A 25881-nucleotide genomic window follows, 5' to 3' on the forward strand; every position below is an offset into this window, starting at 1 on the left:
GATGACGTGGAGTCCGCGCATACCCGGGGGCGCAGGCGGTAAACGACGCTCGCCCCCGGCCTGACGTTTCACGCAGGCGGTTTCCGCCAGCGCCACTGACCCGGCGTCCACTCGTGGGCGTCGGGCAGTGTTTCTCCCACCGCCTTCACCACACCCGGCCACCATTCCGGGTGATAGTCGTCGCCCGACAGCCAGCCACCCGGCGCCACCTTCGGCGCCCACGCCCGCACATCGGCGCATACGCTCTCGTAGTCGTGCCGGGCGTCGATGTGCACCCAGTCCAGCGACGCGTCGTCGAACATCCGCGACGCCGACACGGAATCGGTGATCAGCAACGCGACCGCATCCTCGAAACCGCACGCGATCACGTTGCGGTGCAACAGACCCGCGAAGGTGCCGCCGCCGAATTCGACCGCAGGTCCGTGCGCGTTGATCTGCCGGGCGCCTTCGGGACCGCTGCCGCGGCAGGTGTCGACGCCGACGATGTCGATCCGGTGCCCGGACTGCCGCACCACCTCGGCCAGCGAGCACAGGCTGCGGCCCAGGTAGGAGCCGACTTCAATAAATCGCGCCCCGGCCGGGCCGAAGTGCGCGACCGCCTCTTCCTGCGCCTGCCGCCAGCCGAACCAGCCCGGGATGTCCTCCCACCGGCGGACGGGGGTGTCGAAGGACTGTGCAGTCATGTCAGACCGGCCATTTCTCGCGGCGGTGCGCGGCGTCGAAGAACATCCATTCATAGCGCGACGTGGTGACGAAGTGCGCGCGGGCGGCGGCCGCCTCGGCCGGTGTCAGGGTGGGGCCGGTGCGGTCGGTGACGGTGAGGACCTCCGCGACGGTGGCGGCGAACTCCTCCCCGCCGTAGCTGTCGATCCACTGTTGATAGCGGGGGTCCGGTGAGCCGCGGCCGACCAACTCCTCGCCGATGCGGGCGTAGATCCAGTAGCACGGCAGCACCGCGGCCAGACCGTCGGCGAAGCTGCCGCCGTACACCGTGGCGAGCAGGTAACTGGTATAGGCGACGGTGGTGGGCGCGACCGGGACGCGGGCCAGTTCGGCGGAGTCGAGTCCGAGTGCGGGCAGCAGCGCCTCGTGCAGGGACAGTTCGACGGCGTGGACCTCGGCGGCGTGGCGGGTGAACACCGCGGTGTCGGCCGGTGTGGGCGCCTTGGCCCCGACCACCGCCAACGCCCGCGCGTAGTCCCGCAGATAGTGCACGTCCTGGGCGACGTAGTGCGCGAACACGTCTCGATCGAGGGTGCCGTCGGTGAGTCCGGAGATGAACGGGTGGGTCAGGATCGCCGAGTAGATCGGCTCGATCTCGGTCCACAACCACTGCGACCAGGTCTGCGTCATCGCCGACAACGTATCAGCAGCACGCGGTGCGGTCGTCGTGCCGGAACTGGTTCCCACCTGCACGCTTGGCGGTGTACATGGCCTGATCGGCCGCGCCGATCAGCGTGGGGATCACGGTCTTCGGGTCGCCGGCGAACGGCAGAGGCAGGCACACCGTCGCGACGCCGACGCTGGCGGTGACCTGGAACGGCACGTCCGCCACCGCATCGCACATCCGCTGCGCCCACGCGTCGATCCGATCGGCCTCGAGGACCTGGGCGATCAGGAACTCCTCACCGCCGAGCCGGCCGACGACGGCCTCCGCATCGACGGCGGTGCACAGCGCGCGCGCCACGGCGACGAGCGCGTCGTCGCCCGCCGCGTGCCCGTGGTTGTCGTTGAGCTGCTTGAAGTGATCGAGGTCGACGACGGCGACGGCCAGGTCGGCGTGCCCGGCGCTGTTGGCGCTCAGCAGGTGTTCCATCTGCTGGTGCACCGCGCGGCGGTTGAGCAGACCGGTCAGCGGATCCCGTGCTGCGCGAAGCAGATCCGCGCCGAGCGCGTGGACGACGGCCTGGACGGAGAACGGGACCGCGATGTTGAGGACCAGGATGAGCATGAGCAGGCCCAGGGCGAGCGCGATGTCGGAGGTCTCCATGGCGAGCCGGCTCGTCTGCAGCACACCGACATACAGCGCGACACCGAAGTTGTAGAGCATGTATGCGGGCGTGTGGAACAGCGCGATGTACCCGCCGGTGGTGGCGAACACCGTGCAGCCCATCAACCCGACCATCGGGTCGTCCTGTACGTAACAGGCCAGGGCGACGAACAGATTCGCCGCGAGGATGTAACCCACCGACTGTCTGCGGGTGGGCCAGCGGATCGCCCACAGCGCGGCGGCAAACAACCCGCCGAGCACCGCGAGCGCACCGCCCGCCTCGGCCGGCGCGCCGCTGGAACCGCGCTCGCTGAAGGTCAGGACGGCCGGGACCAGCGCGAGTGCCGCGGTGCTGGCCGCCAGGTTCCACCGCGCGACACTGAGCATGCCGCGCGCGTGCAGGTACCCGGTGATCCAGTCGAAGTGGTCCGGCTGCCGCCACCATCGCCGTAACCAGTCCACCGGCGATCCCCCCTTCACCACTGGCTCCGCGCGCTCGCGTGGAATTGCCGGCGGCGCACGCCGAAGCCTAACGCAGCGGGTTTGCCGGCACCGGCCGTGAGTGATTGGCCCGCCGCCGGCGCGGGTAACGACCGGGAGTGGGCTCCTGCGCGCCGGCCGACCGTTCTTTCGATGTGCTGATCGTCGGCGGCGGCAACGCGGGAGTCAGCGCCGCGGCCCGGTTGCTGCGCAAGGGGGTGGCCGGCGTCGGGCTGATGGAACCGCAGCGGGTGCACACCTACCGGCCGTTGCTGTCCTATGTCGGCGGCGGGCAGGCGGCGCTGCGCGACGCCGAACGGACCCAGCGTTCGGTGATCCCGCGCGGCTGTACCTGGTTGGCCGATTCCGCGGTGATGATCGAGGCGCCCACCCGGACGGTGTGGAGCGCCACCGGACGGCGGTTCCGCTACCGCGATCTGGTGCTGGGTACCGGCCTGGTGCCCGACACCGACGCACTGGCGGGCATCCACGCCGCCCTGGACAGCCGCGCGGTCGCCAGCAACTACGTCGACCGCGCGGAGAAGACCTGGCAGCTGGTGCAGAACATGCCGCGGCGCGGCGGGCACGCGGTGTTCACCGTGCCGCGCCCGCCGGTGAGCTGCACCGCCACCACCATCAAACCGCTGTTCCTGGCCGCCGCGCACTGGCAGCGCACCGGCCGCACCGTCGACATCACGCTGGTGGTCGACCGCCCGAACCTGCTGCCGAGCCCCGCGATCGACGCACGGCTGTCCGAACAGCTGCGCGCGCTCGGGGTACGCGTGCTGCTCGACACCGCGGTGACGGCGCTGGTTCCCGACGAGAACCGCATCGCGGTGACCGGTCGGGACGGCACCGTCGAGGAGTTGACCTACGACATGCTGCATCTGGTCCCGCCGTTCCGCGGCGCCCGCTGGCTGGAAGGGTGCGGGCTGACCGGCGAACGCCCGCACGGGCTGATCGACATCGACCCGTACACGCTGCGGCACCGCGAGTACCCGGACATCTGGGCGGCCGGTGACGCCGCGGCCGTGGAGACCGACCCGTCCGGCGGCGCGCTGCGCAGGCAGATCTCGATCCTGGCCGACAACCTGCTCGCCGCGCGCTGCGGCGAACCGCTGAGCGAGTACGACGGGTACACGGTCGGGCCGGTCACCACCGACGCGCACCGCCTGATCCCCGGGGAGTACGACCGCTCCGGTGAGGTGGCCTCGTCGCTGCCCTCGGTCATCGACCCGCTCAAACCGCGGCGCAGCGCATGGGCGTTCGACCGCTACGTGCTGCCGCGCACCTACTGGAACCTGATCCTCAAGGGCCGCCTGTAGAGCGCCGTCGGGCCAGGCCGGCGGCCGCGGACCGGACCGCGTCGGTCACCCGCGCGACGAGGGGGCTGTCGAGCTTCCAGCACTGCCAGTACAGCGGCACGTCGAGATGGAGATCCGCGATGCGCGTGAAGGTGCCGTCGGCGAGCTCGGGGGCGGCCAGCTGCTCGGGGTACATCCCCCAGCCGAGACCGGCGCGCACCGCCGCACCGAACCCCTCCGCGGTGGGCACGTAATGCACCGGCCGGATCACCACCCGGCGAAATGCCTTGCGCACCAACATGTCCTGTAATGCGTCGTCGCGGTTCCACGCCAGCGACGGCGCCCGGGCGGCGGCGGCCGCGGTGAACCCGTCGCCCAGATAGCGGTCGACGTAGCCGGGGCTCGCGACGGGCAGGTAGCGCATAACGCCGAGGGACTGCACCCGGCAGCCGGGTACCGGGGTGCGTTCGGTGGTGACCGCGCCCATCACCACCCCCTCACGCAGCAGCCGGGCGGAGTGGTCCTGATCCTCGATACGGATGTCGAACAGGACGTCGGCGACGTCGCCGAGGACGGCGGTGAACCACGTCGACATCGAATCCGCGTTGACGGCAAGCGCCACCCGCGGTGCGCCCGCCGCACCCGGACCGCCCAGTTCGCCGAGCGCCTCCGCCTCGAGCAGCGCCGCCTGCGCCGCCAGCCGTAACAGCGGAACCCCCGATGCCGTTGCACGACAGGGTTTTTCGCGCACGACGAGCACCTGGCCGACCCGCTGTTCGAGCGCCTTGATGCGCTGACTCACCGCCGACGGGGTCACGTGCAGGTGCTCGGCGGCCGCGTCGAAGCTGCCGAACTCCACCACCGCCGAGAGCGCGGCGAGCTGATCGGCCCCGAGGCGCGTCCCCGACGGTGTTCCGGTCACCATCTCAATCTAGGAACTCGGACGCAGGCGAGGGCGCAACTCGCCGTCGTTCGCGGCTCCCCTTAAGGTCGTCCCATGAATCGCCTCGATCGCTTCTTCGAGATCTCGGAGCGCGGATCCACCGTCGGCGCCGAGGTCCGCGGCGGCCTGGTCACGTTCATCGCGATGGCGTACATCATCGTGCTGAACCCGATCATCCTGTCGAGTTCGGCCGACGTCGAGGGCAACTCTCTGCAGTTCGCGCAGGTCTCGGCCGTCACCGCACTTGCCGCGGGCGTCATGACCATCCTGTTCGGGCTGATCGCCCGGCTGCCGTTCTCGTTCGCCGCGGGGCTGGGCATCAACTCGTTCCTGGCGACGACGGTCGTCGGTGAGGTCTCGTGGCCCGAGGCGATGGGGCTGGTGGTCATCAACGGTCTGATCATCGTGGCGCTGGCGGTGACCGGCCTGCGCCGGTTGGTCTTCGATGCGGTGCCGATGCAGCTCAAATTGGCGATCACCGCCGGTATCGGGTTGTTCATCCTGTTCATCGGGCTGGTCGACGCGGGCTTCGTCAGTTCGACGGGTCTGGCGTCACCGCCGGTCGGCCTCGGCGTCGAGGGGCTGGGTTCGATCAGCACCGTGCCGACGGTCATCTTCGTGGTCACCCTGCTGATCACCGGTGTGCTGGTGGCGCGGCGGGTCCGCGGCGGCATCTTGATCGGGCTGGTGGCTGGCACCGTGGTCGCGGTGCTGGTGGAGGCGATCTGGGACCTCGGCTCGGCGCAGGACAGCCCCGGCGGCTGGAGCCTGTCGGTGCCGCAGCTGTCCGGGTCCCCGTTCGCGCTGCCGGACCTCTCCCTGGTCGGTGAGTTCAGCCTGGCAGGCAGCTTCGAACGCATCGGCATCCTCGCCGCCGTCATGCTGGTCTTCACCCTCGTGTTCGCGAACTTCTTCGACGCGATGGGCACGTTCACCGGCCTGTCGCGGGAGGCCGGACTGGCCGACGACAAGGGCACGTTCCCGCGGCTGAAGTCGGCGCTGATCGTCGAGGGCGCGGGCGCCGCGGTCGGCGGCGCGTCGTCGGCGTCGTCGAACACGGTGTTCATCGAATCCGGCGCCGGTATCGAGGAAGGTGCGCGGACCGGCCTGGCGAACCTGGTCACCGGCGTGCTGTTCCTCGCGGCGATGTTCGTCTCCCCGTTGGCGTCGATCGTGCCGACCGAGGTCGCGGCCGCCGCGCTGGTCATCGTGGGCGCGATGATGGTGTCGCAGCTGCGACACATCGAACTGTCCGAGTTCTCAGTGACGCTGCCGGTGGTCCTCACCGTCGCCGCCATGCCGTTCACCTACTCCATCGCCAACGGGATCGGCGTCGGGTTCATCACGTGGGTGATCGTTCGCACCGGCGCCGGCAAGGCCCGCGAGATCAGCCCCCTGCTGTGGATCGTGGCCGCCGGCTTCCTCGTCTACTTCGCGCGCAGTTGGCTCGAGACCATCCTCGGGGTGTGAGCGGCCGGGCTCGAATGTCACCGCGACGTGCTGGAAACCCTTGACCCGCTCGGCTTTCGCCTTCCGGGTGTAGGTGCGGCGGTCGGCTGAGGTCAGCGTCACCTGATCGGTGAACGGGGTGAGCAGGGCGCGCGGATAGAGCTGATCGACCCGGACGACGTTGAGTTCGGCGCACAGCACCAGGCTGACCGAGATCAGGTACAGGAACGCGAGCAGCCCGAGCACAAGGGCGAAGACGGTGTTGGTGGCGCTGGCCGAGCTGACCGTCCGCGCGACGTATCCGGCGCCGAACCACTGCAGCAACTGCCAGACCACCGCGCCGGCGAGCGCGCCGGGCAGCACCTGCCGGTAGGTGAGCTCGCGGCCCGTCGTGGTGCGGAACGCCACCAACAGGATCCCGGTGTTGATGGCGATGGTCGCCGCCACGATGCCGGCGCGCCCGAACGCGCCGAAGTCGCCGACGGCCCGGCCGACCGCCGACAGCACCGTCGCCGCGACCGCCGCCGAACCGAGCACCAGCAGGAGCAACAGGCTCCGAATCCGCGACCGGAACGGGTCGGGGCGCACGTTGCGGGGTACCGCCCACACCGTGTTCATCGCGTTCTGGATGGCCTGGCCGACGCCGGAGCCGCCGTAGAGCGCGCCGAGGATGCCGACCACCACCGCAAGCGCACCGCCACTGAGTTGTTCAGGCCGGGTGAGCTGCTCACCGATGAGCGGGAACTGGTTGACCGTGGACTCGACGATCTGCTGCTGCAGATCCGGACGGCCGACGAGCACCACACCCAGCGCGGTCGTCAGCAGCAGCAGCAGCGGGAACAGCGAGACGAAGGCGTAGTAGGTGATCAGCGCCGCGAGGTAGCCGCCCTGATCGTCGACGTACTTGTAGACGACCGCGAGCACGTAACCCAGCACACGGCTGCGCTGCTGCAGCCTGTCGAGCCAACCGATCACCGCACCCACCCTCCGAACGTGAGTGCGGCATACCCTCCGTGACCGGCGACGACACGTCGACCCGCGTCAGCGGGCGCCCGGCTTGGCCGGTTCGACGGTGACGAGCTGGTCGATACCGCTGATCGTCAGTACCGGGAGCAGGTACGGGTTGGCGATCACGCGCATCGCGGGCCGCTCGCCGGCGTGCACCGACAGGGCCCCGATCGCGGCGCTGTCGAGATACTCGACCGCGCTGAGGTCCAACGTGACGGTCCCGCCCGCCTCGCCGGCGCCGGCGATGGCCGCACTGAGCGCCTGGATGAACGTCTCGACGTTGCTCAGGTCGATCTCGCCCTTGACGACTACCAGGGGGCCGCCGTCGTCGCCGCGGTCGGCGTTCACGCTCAGCGGGGTGACCATCAGAGGATCGCCGCCGCGAGGTGGACGGCGGTACCGTCGTCGCCGGGCCGGATCGAGACGTCGTCCATGAGCCCCTCCATCAGCGCCACCCCGCGACCGCGCCGGTTGTCGACCTCGGTGCGCGGAGTCTTCCACACCCCGGTGTCGAAGACCGAGACGTGCAGCCGGTCGACGAGTGCGGTCGCCCGCAGCGTGACGAACCCGTCAGGCCGGTCGCGGTGCCCGTGTTCGATCGCGTTGGCGACCGCTTCCCCGGTCGCGATGAGCACGTTCATCGCCTGATCCGGGCCGATACCCGCCTGGGTCAGCCAACGGCGAAGCGCGTCACGCGAACTCGCGATGTACTCGTTGCGGGCGGGGAAGACGAGGTCCAGCGGTGCGGGCTGCCGGTAGAGCAGCAGCGCGACGTCGTCCTGGTAGCCGTCCTCGGGGGCGAGCCCGGACATCAGCCGGTCGGCGACGTCGTCGAGGGCGGCCGACCGTCCGTCGGCGACCAGTCCGGCCGCCCGTTTGATCCCCGTCTCGAGCGAGGTCCGGCGCCGTTCCACCAGGCCGTCGGTGTAGAGCAGCAGGGTGCTGCGCGGGTCGAGGGTGACGCGGACCTCGTGACGCCGATCGTCGGGTTTGAGCGCGAGGGCGAATCCGCGTGCGCCGTCGAGCAGCCGGGTGGAGCCGTCGGGCCCGACGACGACCGGCGGCGGGTGGCCGGCGCTGGAGTACACCAGTTGGCCGGTGTCGGGGGAGAGCACCGCGCACCACACCGTCGTGCAGCGGGCCCCGGGCAGTCGCGCCGCGAACCGGTCGAGTCCGCCCAGCGCGGCGGCCGGACTCGGATGGTCGAGCAGCAGGGCGCGGCAGGCGCTGCGCAGTTGCCCCATCACGGTGGCGGCCTGCAGGTCGTGGCCGACGCAGTCGCCGACGATCAGCGCCACGCAGCCGTCGTCGATGTCGACCACGTCGTACCAGTCCCCGCCGACCTGCAGCGGCCGGGTCGCCGGGTGGTAGCGGACCGCGAACCCGCCGGGCAGCCGGGCCGGGCCGAGGATCGCGTGCTGCAGTGTCAGCGCGGTTTCGCGCTGCTGGTCGAGTTGGTGAACCCGGTGCAGGCCCTGACCGAGGCGGGCGGCCAGCACCGCGAGCAGGGTGCGGTCCTCGGGGGTGAACGGCCGCTGTTCGGACAATTCGATCCACAGCACCAGCACACCGCGCGGATATTGCAGCGTGATACCGGCGGTGCCGTACTCGTCGGTGACGCTGGACAGCGAATCGGCGTCGCGCAATGCGGTGATGGCCGTGCGGTGCCGGGTGGGCAGATCGGCCCACCGGACCGGTTCCCCGGCGCAGATGACGTCGGGCGCGGCGTCGTTGTCGGCGTCGCGGTCCTCGGCGAACGTCACGGCAAGCACCCGCCGCGCCTCCCACAGCCGCAGCAGTTCACCGACCGCGGCGCGCAGCGCGGCGTCGAGCGTATCGGCTTCGGCCAGTTGGGAATTGAGGGCGGCGAGCGCCGTCTCGCGCTGTACCGTGTAGTGCTCGGCGGTGACGTCGCGGAACGTGCCGACGATGACGCGGCGGCCGGTGTCGGGATCCTCGGCGGGGTTGAAGCTCACCTTGATCCACAACCGGTGCCCGTCGCGGTGGACGACCGGAAACGTGTACTCCCCCTGGCCTTGGGTCATCACACTGCCGAACGCCTCGGCGGTCTGCCGGTAGCCCTCGGGGTCGGCGTCCTCGTCCGGCCACCACGGCTGCACCGGGTCGTACGGCAGCCCCTCGGGACCGAAGCCGAGGATGTCGGCGAACGCGGTGTTGATCTCGATGACCGAACCGTTCTCGTCGCAGACGAAGAACGCCTCCTGCAGCGAGTCGATCAGCGCGGTGCGCCAACGGCTGTGGTGGTTGCGCAGCCGGGCCAGGGCCACGTTCGCCCGCACCCGAGCCAGGAACTCCGCTGCGGCAAAGGGTTTCACGAGATAGTCGTCGGCGCCGGCGTGCAACCCCTCGATCGAGGCCTCCTGCCCCGCCCGTGCGGACAGCAGCAGCACCGGCAGTGCGGCGGTGCGGGATTCTGCGCGCAGGGCGGCGAGCAGTTCCAGCCCGTCGAGTCCGGGCATCATGACGTCGCTGACCACCAGATCGGGTGGATCCGTACGGATCGCCTCCAGTGCCAGCCGCCCGTCGGCCACCGCGGTCACCTCGTAACCCGCACCCCGCAGCAGCCCGATGAGATAGCTGCGCATGTCGGCGTTGTCGTCGGCGATCAGGATCCGCGCGGAGGTGGCCGCACCGCCGGTCGCGGGCACCGTCGCGGCGACCCCCTGCCCGTCGGCCTGATCCGCGTCGGGCGGCAACCAGCGCAGCGCCTCCTGCAGGTACGGGTCGGCGATCGCCGATACCCCGAAGTCGCGTCCGGCCGGTACGACGTCCTGCGGCGGCAGATGCGTTGTGCCGAAGGGCATCCGGATGGTGAACGTGGTGCCACGGCCTTCGTCGCTCTGGGCGGTGATGGTGCCGCCGTGCAGCGCGATCAGCTCCTTGACCAACGCCAGGCCGATACCGCTGCCCTCGGTGGAGCGGGCATAGGTCGTCTCGACGCGATGGAACCGTTCGAACAGCCGGGGCATCTCGGCGGCGGGAATCCCGACGCCGCTGTCGGACACGGTGACCACGGCCGCGTCGCCGTCGGGAACCACCCGCACCGTCACCGACCCCTCGAGGGTGAACTTCAGTGCGTTGGAGAGCAGGTTGAGGACCACCTTCTCCCACATGTCGCGGTCCACGTAGACGGAGTCGGCCACCGGCGGACAGTCGACGGTGAAGGTCAGACCGGCCCGTTCGATCGCCGACCGGAACACACTGGCCAGTTCCGCGGTGACGGCGGCGAGGTCGACAGGTTCGAACCGGGCCTTCATCCGGCCGGCCTGGATGCGGGAGAAGTCCAGCAGCGTGTTGACGAGCTTGGCGAGCCGTAAACCGTTGCGATGGGCCAACTCCAGCTCGTCGTGCACGCCGCCGTCGAGGTCGCCGTTGCGGCGCAGTTCGTCGAGCGGTCCGAGGATCAACGTCAGCGGGGTGCGGAACTCGTGGCTGATGTTGGAGAAGAACGTGGTCTTGGCCGCGTCGAGCTCGGCCAGCTCCTCGGCCCGCCGCTGCTGCGCGTGATAGCTGCGCGCACTGCCGATCCCCGCGGCAAGGTGCCCGGCGACCAGTTCGACGAACGACCGGTACCTGGCGTCGAGCCTGCGGTGGGAGTTCAACGCCGCCACCAGGAATCCGGCCGGATCGGCGCCCTGCTGCTGCAATGGCACCACGAGCGCCTGGGTGGGCGGATCCGGCCACACCCCGCGGGGCAGGTGCAGCGATTCGCCGTCGATGTCGAGCAGCACGGACTCCCCGTGGGCGGGCAGCGTGACCGGCCACACCGACATCCCGTCGGCCGACAGCTTCTCCGGCGCCGCGGCGTCCCCCGGCGTGATTCCGCTGGCCGCGGCCAGCCGCGCGTCCCCGTTGCCGTCGAACAGATAGGTCAGGGTGAACGGCAGGTCGTAGAGGTTGCGGCTGAGCTGTTGGGCGGCGAAGTCGAGCATCTGCCGTTCGGTGCGCACCACGGAAGGGTCCGAACCCAGGTCGCGCAGCGTCGCCATCCGGCGTTCGGCGATCACCCGCTCGGTGTCCTCGCTGACCACACACAGCATCCCGACGACCTGTCCGCCGTCGTCGCGCAGTGGGCTGTAGGAGAAGGTGTGGTAGGTCTCCTCGGAGTAGCCGGCCCGTTCGAGGAACAGCAGCAGCGCCGAGTCCCAGGTGGCCTGACCGGTGGACAGCACCGACTCGATCCGCGGGCCGATGTCGGGCCAGATCTCCGCCCATACCTCATCGGCCGGGCGGCCCAGCGCCCACGGGTACTTGCGGCCCAGGGTGTCGCGCCGGTAGGCGGCGTTGCAGAAGAAGGTCAGCTCGGGACCCCACGCCATCCACATCGGAAACCGCGACGACAGCAGAACGCTGACGGTGGTGCGCAGGCTCTGCGGCCACGTGTCGGTCGGCCCGAGTGCGGTCTGCGCCCAGTCGACCCGGGCGAGGTGTTGTCCCACATCCGGATCCGCGCCGAACAGTGCGTTCGTGGACGAGGTCAGCGCGGCCGCCCCGGCTGCCCCGGCTTCCTCATCGCCCAACCGACATCCCTCTCGCTGCGGATCGACGCACCAGAACCGGTGTGACCTCGTCACCTTAGGGCCGGTCGCCGCGGCCGCGGCGACCTTTGTCTCCATGTGCAGTCCCGTTGTGCAAGTGCAGGCTGCCCAACGCCGCTGAAAGTGAAACCCGTTCGGTCAACCTCCGCGGGTGAGCGCGGCGGGGACCGCGCGGCGCTGGGCGTCGCGGATGAGCACCGCCACGTGCAGCGACGTCATCGATTCGGCGTCGTCGAGGTCGACGCCGAGAACGCGGCCGATCTGCGCCAGCCGCTTGTAGAGCGCGGGGCGGCTGATGTGCAGCCGCTGCGCCAGCGCCGCCTTGTTCCCGGCGGCCTGCAGGTACTCGCGCAGGATGTCCATGTTCGACGGGGTCCGGTCATCGTCGTCGACCAGCAGCGCCCGCAGTTCGGTCTCGGCGAACTGCTGCACCCGCGGATCGTCGCGCAGCAGGGCGATCAGACCGCGCAGCCGGACGTCGGAGGCGCGGTAGACCCGCTGCGGCCCGTGCATCGCGATCGCGACCTCCCCGACGTGCGCGGCCTCGCCGAGGCCGTGGATGGCCTCGGTGATCTCCGGAGCCGGGTCACCGACCGCACACACCGACCGGGTGCCACCGTCGAGGCGCCGCAGTTCGGCGTGCATGCGGTCACCGAGTGCGCCGAGCGCACGCTCGGCGCCGCCGCGCGACGGGTCGAGCGCAAGCAGGGCGCCGATCTCGCCGTCGCGGCGGATCGAGCACAGTGCCGTATGGCCCGCGGCGTTGACCGTGTGCGCGACGGCGTCCAGCAGCGCGACGTTACGTTGTTGTTCTACAACGGGATCCACGGTCGAGGCACCGCGGTCGACGCGCACGACCAGGGGGAGGTAGCGGGCGGCGCGGCGCAGCCCGAGCGCATGGGCGCGTGCCGCCGCCTCGCGTTCGTCAGTTATGCGGCCGGCGAGGACATCGTCGATCAGCCCGCTCTGGGCCTGCTGGTGCAGGCCGCTGCGGTTGCGTTCGATCATCCGGTGCAGTGCCAGCGCGGCGGACGCGCGTTCGAGGACCATCGTGGCGCGGCCGCGGTCGGCGGGCGCCGCCGGGACGATCAGACGTCCCCACTCCTCGCCGCGCGGCCCGACCGAGGTCACCGCCCAGTCGCCCTCGGCGGGGCTCATCCGCGACCGCCGCTCCCAGTCCTGCAGCAGCGTGGCGGCCGCATCGCCGCCGGGCGCGACCGCGAGCGCCTGATGGGCGAGGTCCTCGAGGACGACGGGTTCGTCGAGGATCCGCGCCGCGGCGTCGACGATGCCCGCCGCCGATGCGCGTTTCATGCTGAGTTCGGTGAACGTTTCGTGGACGCGCCGGTCGAACTCGACCGCGTCGTACTGGGCGGCCACGATGCGCCGGTGCACCACCTCGGTGACGGCGACGAACTTGATCTGTCTGTGCAGCGCGATGAGTGCGAGGTCGAGGCGGGCGGCTTCCGCGGCGACCGCGTCCGGAACCGTCGCGATCGCCGTCCCGAGTTCCACGACGACGCCGACGGCACCGGCGTCGGCGAGCCCGCGCAGGTATCGTTCGGGGGCGCCGGCCAGGCCGCCGCCGGTGGTCAGGACCAGCTCGCCGCCCTGCAGCAGCGCCGACATGTCCGCCACGTCGCCGACGTGCACCCACCGGATCGGGTCGTGCCAGCGGCGGGCGCTGAGCACCTCGGGTTCACCCTGGGCGACGACCGGCAGGGCGATCACGTCGGCCACGGTCATGCTCATTTACACAATGTAGCGCCGGCGACTCAACGGTTGACAATCTGTACGCCGTGGCGCCGGGCCGACTGCGCGACACTCGACGCATGGCAGACGTAGTGCAGCATTGGTTCAACAACGAGATCTTCGCCGGCGAGTCGTCGGCCACCGCTCCGGTGACGAATCCGGCGACTGGTGAGGTGACCGGTCAGGTCGCGCTGGCCAGCGTCGAGGACGCCAACGCCGTGATCGAGGCCGCCGCCGCGGCGTTCCCGGCCTGGCGCGACACCTCGCTGGCCAAGCGGACCCAGATCCTGTTCAACTTCCGCGAACTGCTCAACGCCCGCAAGGGTGAGCTGGCCGCGATCATCACCGCCGAGCACGGCAAGGTGCTCTCCGACGCCCTCGGCGAGGTCACCCGCGGCCAGGAGGTCGTCGAATTCGCCTGCGGCATCCCCCACCTGCTCAAGGGCGGCTTCACCGAGAACGCCTCCACCAACGTCGACGTGTACTCGATCCGCCAGCCGGTCGGTGTCGTCGGCATCATCAGCCCCTTCAACTTCCCCGCCATGGTGCCGATGTGGTTCTTCCCCATCGCGATCGCCACCGGCAACACCGTCGTCATCAAGCCCTCCGAGAAAGACCCCTCGGCCTCGCTGTGGCTGGCCCGCCTCTGGAAGGAAGCCGGCCTGCCCGACGGCGTGTTCAACGTCCTGCAAGGTGACAAGACCGCCGTCGACGCCGTGCTCACCCACCCCAAGGTCAAGGCCATCTCGTTCGTCGGCTCCACCCCGATCGCCCAGTACGTCTACGCCACCGGCACCGCCAACGGCAAACGCGTCCAGGCCCTCGGCGGCGCGAAGAACCACGCGGTGGTCCTGCCCGACGCCGACCTCGACCTGGCCGCCGACGCCATGATCAACGCCGGCTTCGGCTCGGCGGGCGAACGCTGCATGGCGATCAGCGCATGCGTGGCCGTCGGCCCGATCGCCGACGACCTGGTCGCCAAGATCGCCGAACGCGCCGCCACCCTCAAAACCGGCGACGGCACCAAGGATTCCGACATGGGCCCGCTGGTCACCAAGGCCCACCGCGACAAGGTGGCCTCCTACATCGACGCCGGCGAAGCCGACGGCGCCAAGATCGTCGTCGACGGCCGCCAGGTGACCGCCGACGGTGGACAGGACGGGTTCTGGCTCGGCCCCACCCTCATCGACAACGTCACCCCTGACATGAGCGTCTACACCGACGAGATCTTCGGACCCGTGCTCTCAGTCGTACGCGTGGAAACCTACGACGAGGCCCTGGACCTGATCAACAGCAACCCCTACGGCAACGGCACCGCGATCTTCACCAACGACGGCGGCGCCGCCCGGCGCTTCCAGAACGAGGTCGAAGTCGGCATGGTCGGTATCAACGTGCCGATCCCGGTGCCGATGGCCTACTACAGCTTCGGCGGCTGGAAGAACTCACTGTTCGGCGACACCCACGCCCACGGGACCGAAGGTGTGCACTTCTTCACCCGCGGTAAGGCCATCACCCAGCGCTGGCTCGACCCGTCCCACGGCGGCATCAACCTCGGATTCCCGCAGAACAACTAAAGTCCGCCCCGAGAGTACGGTTGTTGCACGCATCGCCCGAGTAGCGGCGGCAACAACCGTACTTTCGGCGTAAGAGGAGAACTCATGACACTCACCAACGAAACCACCCTGCCGAACGGTCTGTCGCTCGACGACGCCCGCGCCGAGGCCGCCCGCACCTACGAACTCGACCGCAAGCACGTTTTCCACTCGTGGTCCGCGCAGGCCGAGATCTCGCCGATGACGATCACCGCCGCCCAGGGCAGCTACATCTGGGACGGCGAGGGCCGCCGGTTGCTGGACTTCTCCTGTCAGCTGGTCAACACCAACATCGGCCATCAGCACCCGAGGGTCGTCGCCGCGATCCAGGAGCAGGCCGCCAAGCTGTGCACGGTCGCCCCGCAGCACGCCAACGATGCGCGCTCGGAGGCCGCCCGGCTCATCGCCGAGCGCACCCCGGGCGAGCTGAACAAGGTGTTCTTCACCAACGGCGGCGCCGACGCCGTCGAGCACGCCGTGCGCATGGCCCGGCTGCACACCGGGAAGTACAAAGTGCTCAGCCGCTACCGCTCCTACCACGGCGGCACCGAGACCGCGATCAACCTGACCGGTGACCCGCGGCGCTGGCCCAACGACCACGGCAACGCCGGCATCGTGCACTTCTTCGGTCCGTTCCTGTACCGCTCGCAGTTCCACGCCACCACCGAGGCCGAGGAGTCGGCCCGCGCGCTGGCCCACCTCGAGGACATCGTGCGGATGGAGGGCCCGTCGACCATCGCGGCGATCCTGCTGGAGTCGATCCCCGGCACCGCGGGCATCATGATCCCGCCGCCGGGATACCTGGCCGGTGTCCGCGACATCTGCGACCGGTACGGCATCGTGATGATCGCCGACGAGGTCATGGCCGGGTTCGGCCGCAGCGGTAAGTGGTTCTCGATCGACCACTTCGGCGTCATCCCCGACCTGATGACCTTCGCCAAGGGCGTCAACTCCGGGTACGTGCCGCTCGGTGGCGTCGCCATCGGCCCCGCGATCGCCGAGACCTTCGCCCACCGCCCCTACCCGGGCGGGCTGACCTACTCGGGTCATCCGCTCGCGACGGCGGCGGCGGTGGCCACCATCAACGCCATGGAGGATGAGGGCATCGTCGACAATGCCGCCCGCATCGGAGCCGAGGTGCTCGGGCCCGGGCTGGCCGAGCTGGCCGCCCGCCACCCCAGCATCGGCGAGGTCCGCGGCGCAGGTGTGTTCTGGGCGATCGAACTGGTCGCGAACCGCGAGACCCGCGAACCGCTGGCGCCCTACGGCTCCAGCAGCCCGGCGATGAACGCGGTGGTCGCCGCGTGCAAGGAGAACGGGCTGCTGCCGTTCGCGAACTTCAACCGGATTCACGCCGTGCCGCCGTGCACGGTCACCGCCGAGGAGGCGCGCGAAGGGCTCGAAATCCTGGATCGGGCGCTCAGCGTCGCGGACGCGCACGTGAACTAAGTCCTCCCCTCGTCGCACGCACTGTCGCCACCACATCCGTAGGGTTGGTGGCGACAGTGCGTTCGGCACGTGCGCAACGACGCGCCGTTTCGACATCGCGGTGGCGTGGAACTATCTCCCGAAGGTCGAACCACCCGGGACAGTTCGTGAAGGGGATGCATGTCTGAGGCGCGAGAGGCGGACTTCGAGGACCAGGCCGGGTCGGAGACCGACGAGCAGGCCAACGAGCCCAGCGAGATCACCTTCGACGAGTACCTGCATCCGGCGCGTCCGCGCTCGCTGCGGTTCCGTCCCCGCGTCAAGGCGCCGTTCACCCGCCGTTCGGTCACCCAGGACGGGCCGGCCCGCGCGGACAACCCGGCTTACGTGTCGTGGCTGCTGTCGCAGTCGATGCTGGCCGACGCCAACCAGATCAGCCAGCAGTTCTCCGGGCAGGGTTCGATGTGGCAGAACCCGTACGCCACCCCCAGCCCGCGCGGTGCGGTCGACACGGCGTCGGTGTGGTTCACCGCCTATCCGCTGTCGCTGATCACCCGGCCCAACGAGTCGTTCCTCAAGGCGCTCGCCGACGACGAGATGTGGAAGGCGTTCGCCGACATCGGCATCGAGGCCATCCACACCGGTCCGGTCAAACGCGCGGGCGGCATCTCCGGCTGGCAGACCACGCCCAGTGTCGACGGGCACTTCGACCGCATCAGCACCGAGATCGACCCGGCGTTCGGCACCGAGGACGAGTTCCGCAAGATGTGCGGCACGGCCAACTGGTACGGCGGCACCATCATCGACGACATCGTGCCCGGCCACACCGGCAAGGGCGCCGACTTCCGCCTGGCGGAGATGAAATACGCCGACTACCCGGGCATCTACCACATGGTGGAGATCGACCCCCGCGACTGGGAGCACCTGCCCCAGGTGCCCGCCGGCGCGGATTCGGTCAACATCGACCCGGCGACCGAGGACTGGCTCGCCAAGGCCGGCTACATCATCGGCCGGCTGCAGCGGGTGATCTTCTACGCCGAGGGCATCAAGGAGACCAACTGGAGCGTCACCCGGCCGGTGTTGGGCGTCGACGGGGTGGAACGCCGCTGGGTGTACCTGCACTACTTCAAGGACGGTCAGCCGTCGATCAACTGGCTGGACCCGTCGTTCGCCGGGATGCGGCTGGTCATCGGCGACGCCCTGCACTCGATCGCCGATCTGGGCACCGGTGGACTTCGCCTGGACGCCAACGGATTCCTGGGCGCGGAGAAGACCGCCGCCGAGGACAGCGTCGGCTGGTCGGAGGGCCATCCGCTGTCCGAGGCGGCCAACCACCTGATCGCCAGCATGGTGCGGAAGGTCGGCGGCTTCACCTTCCAGGAGCTCAACCTCACGATCGACGACATCCGCCAGATCGGCGAGGCGGGTGCGGACCTGTCGTACGACTTCGTCAACCGTCCCGCCTACCACCACGCGTTCGCCACCGCCGACACCGAGTTCCTGCGGCTGACGTTGCGCACCACGCTGGAACTCGGTGTGGAACCGGTGTCGCTGATCCACGCGCTGCAGAACCACGACGAGCTGACCTACGAACTCGTGCACTGGTCCAACGGGCACCGCGACGACGTCTACACCTACAAGGGTGAGGAGATCACCGGCGAGCAACTCGGCGAGACCATCCGCGGTGATCTCAGCGAGAAACTCACCGGCGAGAACGCGCCGTACAACCTGGTTTTCACCACCAACGGCATCGCCTGCACCACCGCGACCGTCATCGCGGCGACACTGGGCTTCACCGATCTCGACGACATCACCGATCCGGTGCACATCGACCAGATCCGGCGCGCCCACCTGTTGATGGCGATGTTCAACGCGCTGCAGCCGGGGGTGTTCGCGCTGTCGGGGTGGGATCTGTGCGGCATGCTCACGCTGCCGTCGACCCAGATTCCCGAACTGCTGCGCGGCGGTGACACCCGGTGGATCCACCGCGCGGCGCACGACCTGATGGGCGTGAATCCCGCTGCCACCCAATCCTCGGCGGGGATGCCGCGCGGCCGCAGCCTCTACGGGCCGCTGCCCGAACAGCTCGCCGACGAGACCAGTTTCATCCGCCAGCTGCAGGCGATCCTGCGGGTACGTTCGCACTACGGGATCGCCACCAGCAGGCAGATCGACGTCCCCGAGGTGTCGCACCGCGGCATGCTGGTGATGGTGCACCAACTCGACGAGGAGGGCCGTTACCAGCTGACGGTGCTGAACTTCGCGAACGAGGAGGTCGCGGGAACGGTCCGCTCGAAGACGCTGCCGCCGGGCGCGCGGGTGTCGGACATGTTCACCGGACACGCCTTCGCCACCGTCGACGACCTGCACAGCTTCACCGTCGAGATGCCCGCCCACCACGGGATGTCGCTGCTGGTCGAGGTCGTCCCCGAGGACGAGGATTAAGCAGAGCGTGTAAACGGCCCGCCTCCGGGGCCGCGCTGACAGACTGGGCACCATGCCCGTCGGACAGTGGGTGGTCGGCGACCACCTCGGCCTGCCGATCCCGGCCACCGCGGCCGATCTGCGCGACGGCGGGGAAGCGTTCCTCACCAAGGCCTTTCGTGCGTTCGGCGCGCTCGACGACGGCAACCGGGTGGTGTCCATCGACAGGTGTGAGGAACTCGCGGGCGGCAGCACCGGCCGCAAGGTGCTGCTCGACGTCACCTATGCCGAACCCCGGCCGGATCTGCGGACGGACCTGTTCGTCAAGTTCTCCCGCGATCTCGACGACCCCGCCCGCGACCGGGGCCGCACCCAGATGGCCTCCGAGGTGGTGTTCGCCGCGCTGGCGTGCGTCCCAGGTTTCCCGATCGCGGTGCCCCGCCCCCGGTTCGCCGACTACCACGCGGACACCGGCACCGGAATCCTCATCACCGACCAGATCAGGTTCGGCCACAACGGTATCGAGCGGCAGTACGAGAAGTGCCTGGACACCGAGATGCCCGCGCCCGCCGAACACTACCGGGCGCTGGTGACCGCGCTGGCGCGGCTTGCCGGAACACACCGGTCGGGCCGGTTGCCCACCGAACTGTCGTCGGCGTTCCCCGTCGATCTGCAGGCCGCCACGGTCGGTGACCCGGTGCGGCTGACCCCGGACCGGTTGCAGCGCAGGCTGATCCGGGTCGTCGAGTTCGCCGGAAGCCACCCCGGGCTGCTGCCGCCCGCTGTCCGGGACCCCGACTTCCTGGCACGGCTGACCGCCGAGGCGCCCGCGGTGCTGGCCCGGGAGGACGCGATCTGGCGGGCGCTGCACGACGCGAAGGACCACATCGCGCTGTGCCACTGGAACGCCAACGTCGACAACGCGTGGTTCTGGCGCGACGGCGACGGTGTACTGCAATGCGGGTTGATGGACTGGGGATGCGTCAGCCAACTGAACCTGTCGATGGCGCTGTGGGGTGCGCTGTGCGCGGCCGAGACACCGCTGTGGGACACCGAATTCGACGGTCTGCTCACACTGTTCTGCACCGAGATGACCGCGGCGGGCGGGCCCGAACCCGACCCGGCGCTGCTGCGCAGCCACCTGCTGCTCTACATGGCGCTGATGGGGCTCACCTGGTTGTTCGACGTGCCCGCCCGCATCCGGAACCGGATCCCCGACGCCGACGCCGACGCCACCATCACGCGGTTCGATCCGCGCATCCGCGCCGACGAGGGACTGCGCGCCCCGCTACAGATGTTCACCAATGTGCTGAACCTCTGGCGCACAGCGGATCTGAGCCGACACCTCGAGGCGCTGGACTAGCCGCCGTTCGCGGGTTCGACGCTGTCGAGGCGCATGACGTGGCGCAGCATCCCGACGAACACCGGCGGATACGCACCCACCCCGGCATCGGTGAGCCACTTCTCGGCGGTCTCCGGTTGTTCGAGCCAGCGCCGCGCGCTGGCCTCATCGACGACGTCCTGCAGGAACATCACCTCGTGCGGATCGTCCAGGGCCCGGAAGATCCACACGTCCTCGATCCCGTTGCGGCGGAATAGGTTCTGTGTGCGGTTCACCTGGTCGAGCAGGATGTCGACATCGTCGACGACGGTCACCCCGGCGATCACCACCGCGGGCGCCCTGGCCGTCCAGTGGTCGGCGAAGTGGCGGTGCTCGATGAGCCTGCCTGCGAAGACGGCGGGTAGATCCTCCACGCCGACGGCGTCGAACCAGTCGAAGAAGACGTGCGAGCGCAGCAGGTCGGCGACGGGTGCGGTGGTGCGCAGCGCCATGGTGACCAGCACCCGGTCGGGTTCGCTGATCGAGGTGTGGACGAAGACGTGATGCGCGCCGAGAGCGGCGAGTTCGGTGCGGCGCCGCTCGAGCAGCGGGTACACCCGTGACGGGTCGGCGACCCGGTAGTCCGACGCCAGGACCAGCGAGCCCGCCACGCCGGCGGTCACCTCGACTTCTCGCGGCACGGCCATCATCGTACGAGACGGCGGTCCCGGGTTCACCCGGTCGCGTTCGGCTTCATCGGCGGACAGCTGCCGTCCTCGCGGGCGGTCAACTCGTAGTGCCACAGCTCGTTCGCGTACACCTGGCACAGCCCGAACCGCGGCCCGTTGCGCGACATCCACGCCGCCGCATCGGGTCCCCCGACGTCGACCGCCCGACCGACCACGTGCATCGACGTCTGCGGGGACGCGACGAACTGCCTTGCGGCGTCGACGCTGCCGTAGGTCCGCACCCCGTCCTCGAACAGCCGCTGCTGGAACCCCAGCGACCGCCACCCCGAGTTGATCTGGACCTCGACACCGTCGGCCGCCGCCGCACGGGTGGCGTCCTGCACCGCGCGCAGCAGGGCGGGGTCGAGCCTGCCGACGACCGGGTTCTCGACGTCGAAGGGAGTCAGCTCCGACTGATCAGGCAGGTACCCGCCGAAGGTGTCGGTCGCCGCCGGGCCGACCAGGGTGTCGTCATCGGCGGGCTGGGCGTACGCGGGGCCTGCGCACAGCACCGCGCAGGCGGCCGCCACACCCAGGCCGAACCCGATTCGCGCCACGTTCACCCTGCCACCATGCCAGCCTCCGGGTGCGGTGCGCGAGCCCATTACGATCTCCACCATGCCGCCGGGACCCCAGCCGAACGGTGCCGTCCGCTCGCGGTCCACGGCGCTGGCCTTGTTCGCTCTGCTCCTCGCACTGGCCGCACTGGCACTGTCGGGGTGGACGTGGTGGCAGGGCCGCGCGCCCGGCTACGACCCGGCCGATCAGGCCATCGCCAAGGACACCACGTGCCGGGCCTACCAACAGGTGCGCACGGGCGTCGACACCAACACCCATCTCTCACCCCCTGGCGGCGATGCCGACGTCACCAGCGTGCTGGCGGTGGCGGCCAACGCCAGGGTCGCGCTGCTCGGCGGCGGTCAGTACCTGCTCGACACCGTCACCCCGGCCACCCCGCCCGACCTCGCAGCCGCGTCACGCGACTTCGGGATGACGCTCATGCAGTTCGGCGCTGCGGCCGTCGCCGGCGCCCCCGACGACGATCCGGACCAACAGGCCCGCAAACGCGACCTCGACGGGCTGGAAGCCACCCTCGACGGGATGTGCGGCTGAGTCAGCCTCTGGTGGTGCGGAACCGCTGCCGGTAGGCGCCCGGGGTGATCCCGAGCTCGCGGTGGAACAGCCGCCGCAGCGACGTGCTGGACCCGACGCCGGTGCGCTCGGCGATGTCCTCGAGTGAGGCCGGACTGCCGGTCAGCAGGTGGCAGGCGGCCTCGAGCCGCACCCGGTCGACGAAACGCTGTGGGGTGTAACCGGTTTCGGCGTGGAAGAGCCTGCTGAGATGGCGCGGGCTCACGCCGGCGGCCGCGGCGAGGTGGTCGAGCGAGTGGTTGGCCGCGGGGTCGGCGGTGACGGTGTCCATTGCCGTGCGGACGACGGCGTTCATGGTCGGGATCGTCTCGGTGCGCACGCTGAACTGGGACTGGTCCCCCGGGCGTGCCATGAACACCACCAGTTCGCGGGCGACCTCTCTGGCGGTGGTGGCGCCGTGGTCGCGTTCGATCAGCGACAGTGCGAGGTCGATGCCCGCGGTCACGCCCGCCGACGTGGTGTACGGGCCGTCGGTGACGAAGATGGCCGCCGCGTCGACGGTGACGTCGGGGAACCGGGCTGCGAGGTGGCGTGCCAGCCGCCAGTGGGTGGCGGCCCTTCGCCCGGCGAGCAGTCCGGTCGCGGCGAGCGGGAAGGCGCCGGCGCAGATCGCGACGGTCCTGGCGGCGCGTGCGGCGAGGGTGCGCACGGTGTCGACGAGCGCGCGGTCGGAGATCGCGGCCTGCCAGTCGGGGGTGCCGGGCACGAGCAGCGTGTCGATGCGGGCGGGTACGTCGGCGGCGACGACGTCGACGCCGAGCCGGGCGCCGGAATGGGCGGTGACGTCCTTGCCGGTGATCGACGCGTGGGTGATGCGGTAGCGGGCGCCGACCCGGTTGGCGGCGGTGAACGCGTCGACGGGTCCGGTGGCGTCGAGCGTCTGGATGCCGTCGTAGAGCAGCACCACGACGTCGTGTGCGGCCTGGCGGATCACGTCGTCAGTCATAGCGCGTCCGCGTCCCGATGTGCACGTTTTCGGGCCGGTTGTGTACGGCGCGTGGCCCGCCGCGCAGCCGATAGTCGAGGTGACCGACCCACTAGAGAGGACACACCGATGACAGACACCATCGCGGGCGTGCGGATCCCGGACAGCGCACTGGCACGGGAGGCCACCGAGCTGATCCGCGACACCACCAACGACCTGATCTACCACCACTCACGGCGGGTGTACCTGTTCGGGAGCCTGCAGGCCCGCGTCCTGGGGCTGCGGCCCGATGACGAATTGCTCTACGTCGCAGCGCTGTTCCACGACACCGGGCTGGTGCCGCCCTATCGCGGTTCAGCGCAGCGGTTCGAGATGGACAGTGCCGACGCCGCCCGCGACTTCCTCACCGCACGCGGGGTGACCGGTGAGCCCGCCGACGTGGTGTGGACGGCGATCGCGCTGCACACCACGCCGGAGGTGCCCTACAAGCTGGATCCGGTGATCGCGGCCACCACCGCCGGGGTGGAGACCGACGTGCTGGGTCTGCGGCTCGACGCGGTCGGCGAGGCTGCCCTGACCGCAGTGACCGACGCGCATCCGCGACCGGACTTCAAGCGGCGCATCCTGGCTGCGTTCACCGAGGGGTTCCAGGACCGGCCGGACACCACGTTCGGCACCGTCAACGCCGACGTGCTCGAACACTTCGTGCCGGGGTTCCGGCGCATCGACTTCGTCGACGTCATCAAGAACTCGGCGTGGGCCGAGTAGCTAGACGTAGCGGTCGCGGCCGGCCAACGCCCCCATGACGATCTGCACGGCGTAGACGGCCAGCACCGCGATCCACGGCACCGTCCAGCCGTTCGTCAGATCGTGCAGGAACCCGAACGTGAACGGGCCGAGCCCGGCGAGGAGGTAGCCGAAGCCCTGCACCATCCCGGACAGCTGGGCGGTGTCCTCGGTGGTTCGGGCGCGCAGCGCGATCACGGTGAGCGCCAGCGAGAACACGCTCATGCCAAGGCCGACGAGCACCGTCCACAGCAGCGGAGCGGCGGCGGGGTCGACGAGCAGCCCGATCACCCCGGCCACGCCGACCACGCCCAGCCCGACGATCCAGCCGCTCTGGTTCGGCGAGCGGGCCGCCAGCGGCGAGACGAAGATGCTGATCGGGACCGCGATCAGCGACATCAGCCCGACGAGCAGCCCCGCGGTCGACTTGGCCACACCGTTGTCGATGAACACCTCGGGCAGCCAGCCCATCATCACGTAGGCCAGCAGCGACTGGCAGCCGAAGAACAGCGTCACCGTCCACGCCAGCCGGTTCCGCAGCAGCGACCGGCCCTTGACCGCCGCCGTCGACGGCTGCCCGCCGCGTATCCCGCGGGACGCCGGGACCCAGAACGCCAGGGCGGCCATCGAGACCGCCGCCCACGAGGCCAGCGCGATCCGCCAGTCGTCGAAGACGCCCTCGAGTGCGGGTGTGAGCGCGGACCCCAGCGCGCCGCCGCCCTGCAGCGCCGCGGTGTAGACGCCGGTCATCAGGCCGATCCGGGCGGGGAACGAACTCTTGATCACGACGGGGATCAGGACGTTGGTCAGCGCGATACCGCCGGTGGCGATGAGCGTGCCGCCGAGGACGACGTAGGGACCGTCGAGCACGCGGATGAGCAGACCCGCGCTCAGCACGAGCAGCGACGTGCTGATCGCGCGGCTGAGCCCGATCCGGCGGGACAACCAGGGCGCGGCCAGACCCGCTGCGGCGAAACACAATCCGGGCAGGGTGGTCAGCACCCCGGCCCAGGTGGCGCTCGCGCCCATGGTGGTGCGCATGTCGCCGAGCAGCGGGCCGACGCTGGTGATCGCGGGGCGCAGGTTCAGCGCGGTCAGGATGACGGCGATCGTGAGCAACACCCCGCCCGCGGCCCGGGTGCCGGGCGCGTACTCGGCGACTGCATTCTCGCCGGTTGTGGAGTCCACGCGCGTGTTGCCGTTCACCGCGGTATCGTCCCATACATCCCATGATTGGATGAATCGGAGGTTGCGGTGCCGCTGGCCACCACGCGTCGCGCGGGCCTGGTCGACCAGGTGATCGCGCAGTTACGGGATTCCGTGTCGTCCGGCGAATGGCCGGTCGGGACGCGGATCCCGACGGAATCTGCGCTGGTGACCGCGCTCGGGGTGGGCCGGAACACGGTGCGCGAGGCGGTGCGCGCGCTCGCCCACAGCGGGATCCTGGAGGTCCGCCAGGGCGACGGTACCTACGTGCGGGCGACCAGTGAGGTCTCCGGGGCGCTGCGCCGGTTGTGCGGATCCGAACTGCGGGAGGTGCTCGAGGTGCGCCGCTGCCTCGAGGCCGAAGGCGCCCGGTTGGCGGCCGCGGCGCGCACCGACGCCGACCTCGCCGAGATCCGCGATCTGCTGGCGCGCCGTGACGCCCTCGACGACCACGACGCCTTCGTCGTCGCGGATGCGCGGTTCCACTCCGCGGTGGTGCGGGCCTCGCACAACGCGGTGCTGACAGAGTTGTACCGGGGACTCAGCGAGGTGGTCACCGCCAGCGTCGCGGCGACGGTGAAAACCCATGCCTACCCTCGGATCTCACATGACGGACTCGCCGAGGCCATCGCCGACGGCGACGCCGAGCGGGCGGGCCGCGAAGCCGGCGGATTCCTCGGCGAACTCATCGAGGAGCTGCCGGACCGGTAAATCGCCCTGCGGCGCAGCGTTATTCGGGTTCATCGTCGTTGTTGTTGTCGGTGAGGTAGCGCTGGGGGTGGAAGTGGTTGTTGACGCGGGGTTGGCCGGTGTCCTGGTGGGCGGGTGGGATCC

At 70.1% G+C, this 25881-nt stretch carries 20 protein-coding genes and 2 pseudogenes; 9 read left to right on the top strand and 13 right to left on the bottom strand.

The features are described 5' to 3' along the window. Positions 1-68: 68 nt before the first annotated feature. The 3 genes from AU194_RS19215 to AU194_RS19225 are packed head-to-tail and all read right to left on the bottom strand — an operon-like array spanning position 69 to position 2470. Positions 69-683, bottom strand: coding sequence for a class I SAM-dependent methyltransferase (locus AU194_RS19215; protein ID WP_059090848.1), 615 nt, complete (start codon positions 681-683; stop codon positions 69-71). A gap of 1 nt (position 684) precedes the next feature. After that, positions 685-1353, bottom strand: a complete 669-nt coding sequence (tenA, locus tag AU194_RS19220) for a thiaminase II (RefSeq protein ID WP_059090849.1) — start codon at positions 1351-1353, stop codon at positions 685-687. A 13-nt stretch (positions 1354-1366) separates the two neighbouring features. Further along, on the bottom strand, positions 1367-2470 hold the full coding sequence (locus AU194_RS19225; RefSeq protein WP_231743481.1) for a diguanylate cyclase: 1104 nt from the start codon (positions 2468-2470) through the stop codon (positions 1367-1369). A 119-nt stretch (positions 2471-2589) separates the two neighbouring features. Here AU194_RS19225 and AU194_RS19230 point away from each other — a divergent pair, with 119 nt between their 5' ends. Then, positions 2590-3795, top strand: coding sequence for an NAD(P)/FAD-dependent oxidoreductase (locus AU194_RS19230; RefSeq protein WP_059090851.1), 1206 nt, complete (start codon positions 2590-2592; stop codon positions 3793-3795). Here AU194_RS19230 and AU194_RS19235 read toward each other — a convergent pair. Continuing rightward, positions 3779-4696 (bottom strand): LysR family transcriptional regulator ArgP, encoded by a 918-nt coding sequence (locus AU194_RS19235; RefSeq protein WP_231743482.1) that lies wholly within the window; start codon positions 4694-4696, stop codon positions 3779-3781. The two genes, AU194_RS19230 and AU194_RS19235, sit on opposite strands and share 17 nt — an antisense overlap. Positions 4697-4861: 165 nt before the next feature. On the opposite strand from AU194_RS19235, the pseudogene AU194_RS32655 reads away from it, so the two are divergent. After that, a pseudogene (locus AU194_RS32655) lies at positions 4862-5980 on the top strand (NCS2 family permease); the annotation flags it as partial. Here the strand turns inward: AU194_RS32655 and AU194_RS33055 are convergent. The 4 genes from AU194_RS33055 to AU194_RS19260 all read right to left on the bottom strand — a co-directional run bounded on the left by AU194_RS33055 (position 5978) and on the right by AU194_RS19260 (position 13485). Further along, positions 5978-7141, bottom strand: coding sequence for a YihY/virulence factor BrkB family protein (locus AU194_RS33055; RefSeq protein ID WP_197417672.1), 1164 nt, complete (start codon positions 7139-7141; stop codon positions 5978-5980). The pseudogene AU194_RS32655 and the gene AU194_RS33055 overlap by 3 nt on opposite strands. Before the next feature lie 66 nt (positions 7142-7207). After that, a complete protein-coding gene (locus AU194_RS19250; protein WP_059090854.1) occupies positions 7208-7540 on the bottom strand; it encodes an STAS domain-containing protein in 333 nt (110 codons plus the stop codon). Continuing rightward, positions 7540-11715 (bottom strand): SpoIIE family protein phosphatase, encoded by a 4176-nt coding sequence (locus AU194_RS19255; protein ID WP_059090855.1) that lies wholly within the window; start codon positions 11713-11715, stop codon positions 7540-7542. The genes AU194_RS19250 and AU194_RS19255 overlap by 1 nt, the downstream gene beginning before the upstream one ends. A 156-nt stretch (positions 11716-11871) precedes the next feature. Continuing rightward, positions 11872-13485, bottom strand: a complete 1614-nt coding sequence (locus tag AU194_RS19260) for a PucR family transcriptional regulator (protein ID WP_059090856.1) — start codon at positions 13483-13485, stop codon at positions 11872-11874. An 80-nt stretch (positions 13486-13565) separates the two neighbouring features. Here AU194_RS19260 and AU194_RS19265 point away from each other — a divergent pair, with 80 nt between their 5' ends. The 4 genes from AU194_RS19265 (at position 13566) to AU194_RS19280 (ending at position 20292) form a co-directional block, all read left to right on the top strand. Further along, positions 13566-15059, top strand: coding sequence for a CoA-acylating methylmalonate-semialdehyde dehydrogenase (locus tag AU194_RS19265; protein WP_059090857.1), 1494 nt, complete (start codon positions 13566-13568; stop codon positions 15057-15059). Positions 15060-15143: 84 nt separating this feature from the next. Next, complete coding sequence (locus AU194_RS19270; RefSeq protein WP_059090858.1) at positions 15144-16526, top strand: aspartate aminotransferase family protein; 1383 nt, start codon at positions 15144-15146, stop codon at positions 16524-16526. 159 nt (positions 16527-16685) lie between these two features. After that, complete coding sequence (gene treS, locus AU194_RS19275) at positions 16686-18950, top strand: maltose alpha-D-glucosyltransferase (protein WP_059090859.1); 2265 nt, start codon at positions 16686-16688, stop codon at positions 18948-18950. Between the two features lie 52 nt (positions 18951-19002). Next, positions 19003-20292, top strand: coding sequence for a hypothetical protein (locus AU194_RS19280; RefSeq protein ID WP_059090860.1), 1290 nt, complete (start codon positions 19003-19005; stop codon positions 20290-20292). Here the strand turns inward: AU194_RS19280 and AU194_RS19285 are convergent. After that, positions 20289-20951, bottom strand: a complete 663-nt coding sequence (locus AU194_RS19285) for a fatty-acid--CoA ligase (protein ID WP_231743483.1) — start codon at positions 20949-20951, stop codon at positions 20289-20291. The two genes, AU194_RS19280 and AU194_RS19285, sit on opposite strands and share 4 nt — an antisense overlap. A 32-nt stretch (positions 20952-20983) precedes the next feature. Continuing rightward, complete coding sequence (locus tag AU194_RS19290; RefSeq protein ID WP_231743484.1) at positions 20984-21541, bottom strand: M15 family metallopeptidase; 558 nt, start codon at positions 21539-21541, stop codon at positions 20984-20986. A 55-nt stretch (positions 21542-21596) separates the two neighbouring features. On the opposite strand from AU194_RS19290, the gene AU194_RS19295 reads away from it, so the two are divergent. Further along, complete coding sequence (locus AU194_RS19295; RefSeq protein WP_197417673.1) at positions 21597-22091, top strand: hypothetical protein; 495 nt, start codon at positions 21597-21599, stop codon at positions 22089-22091. Between the two features lies 1 nt (position 22092). Here AU194_RS19295 and AU194_RS19300 read toward each other — a convergent pair whose 3' ends face one another. Next, positions 22093-23076 (bottom strand): GlxA family transcriptional regulator, encoded by a 984-nt coding sequence (locus AU194_RS19300; RefSeq protein WP_059090861.1) that lies wholly within the window; start codon positions 23074-23076, stop codon positions 22093-22095. Between the two features lie 108 nt (positions 23077-23184). Between AU194_RS19300 and AU194_RS19305 the strand changes: the two genes are divergently transcribed. After that, positions 23185-23823: an HD domain-containing protein gene (locus AU194_RS19305; protein WP_082698712.1), complete on the top strand. Its 639-nt coding sequence runs from the start codon at positions 23185-23187 to the stop codon at positions 23821-23823. Here the strand turns inward: AU194_RS19305 and AU194_RS19310 are convergent, their stop codons facing one another. Beyond that, positions 23824-25047 carry an MFS transporter gene (locus AU194_RS19310; protein WP_059090862.1) on the bottom strand — a complete coding sequence of 408 codons (1224 nt, stop codon included), beginning with the start codon at positions 25045-25047 and terminating at the stop codon, positions 23824-23826. A 48-nt stretch (positions 25048-25095) separates the two neighbouring features. On the opposite strand from AU194_RS19310, the gene AU194_RS19315 reads away from it, so the two are divergent. Next, positions 25096-25758, top strand: coding sequence for a FadR/GntR family transcriptional regulator (locus tag AU194_RS19315; RefSeq protein WP_059090874.1), 663 nt, complete (start codon positions 25096-25098; stop codon positions 25756-25758). A 19-nt stretch (positions 25759-25777) separates the two neighbouring features. Here AU194_RS19315 and AU194_RS33060 read toward each other — a convergent pair. Next, a pseudogene (locus AU194_RS33060) lies at positions 25778-25881 on the bottom strand (HNH endonuclease); the annotation flags it as partial.

Source organism: Mycobacterium sp. GA-2829, assembly GCF_001499965.1.
In the GTDB taxonomy this organism is placed as follows: domain Bacteria; phylum Actinomycetota; class Actinomycetes; order Mycobacteriales; family Mycobacteriaceae; genus Mycobacterium.

Bases quoted from the DNA above. Each gene is read 5' to 3' on its own strand.
- AU194_RS19215 (WP_059090848.1), bottom strand. From the start codon at position 683: ATGACTGCACAGTCCTTCGACACCCCCGTCCGCCGGTGGGAGGACATC.
- tenA (WP_059090849.1), bottom strand. From the start codon at position 1,353: ATGACGCAGACCTGGTCGCAGTGGTTGTGGACCGAGATCGAGCCGATC.
- AU194_RS19250 (WP_059090854.1), bottom strand. From the start codon at position 7,540: ATGGTCACCCCGCTGAGCGTGAACGCCGACCGCGGCGACGACGGCGGC.
- AU194_RS19260 (WP_059090856.1), bottom strand. From the start codon at position 13,485: ATGAGCATGACCGTGGCCGACGTGATCGCCCTGCCGGTCGTCGCCCAG.
- AU194_RS19265 (WP_059090857.1), top strand. From the start codon at position 13,566: ATGGCAGACGTAGTGCAGCATTGGTTCAACAACGAGATCTTCGCCGGC.
- AU194_RS19270 (WP_059090858.1), top strand. From the start codon at position 15,144: ATGACACTCACCAACGAAACCACCCTGCCGAACGGTCTGTCGCTCGAC.
- treS (WP_059090859.1), top strand. From the start codon at position 16,686: ATGTCTGAGGCGCGAGAGGCGGACTTCGAGGACCAGGCCGGGTCGGAG.
- AU194_RS19280 (WP_059090860.1), top strand. From the start codon at position 19,003: ATGCCCGTCGGACAGTGGGTGGTCGGCGACCACCTCGGCCTGCCGATC.
- AU194_RS19295 (WP_197417673.1), top strand. From the start codon at position 21,597: ATGCCGCCGGGACCCCAGCCGAACGGTGCCGTCCGCTCGCGGTCCACG.
- AU194_RS19300 (WP_059090861.1), bottom strand. From the start codon at position 23,076: ATGACTGACGACGTGATCCGCCAGGCCGCACACGACGTCGTGGTGCTG.
- AU194_RS19305 (WP_082698712.1), top strand. From the start codon at position 23,185: ATGACAGACACCATCGCGGGCGTGCGGATCCCGGACAGCGCACTGGCA.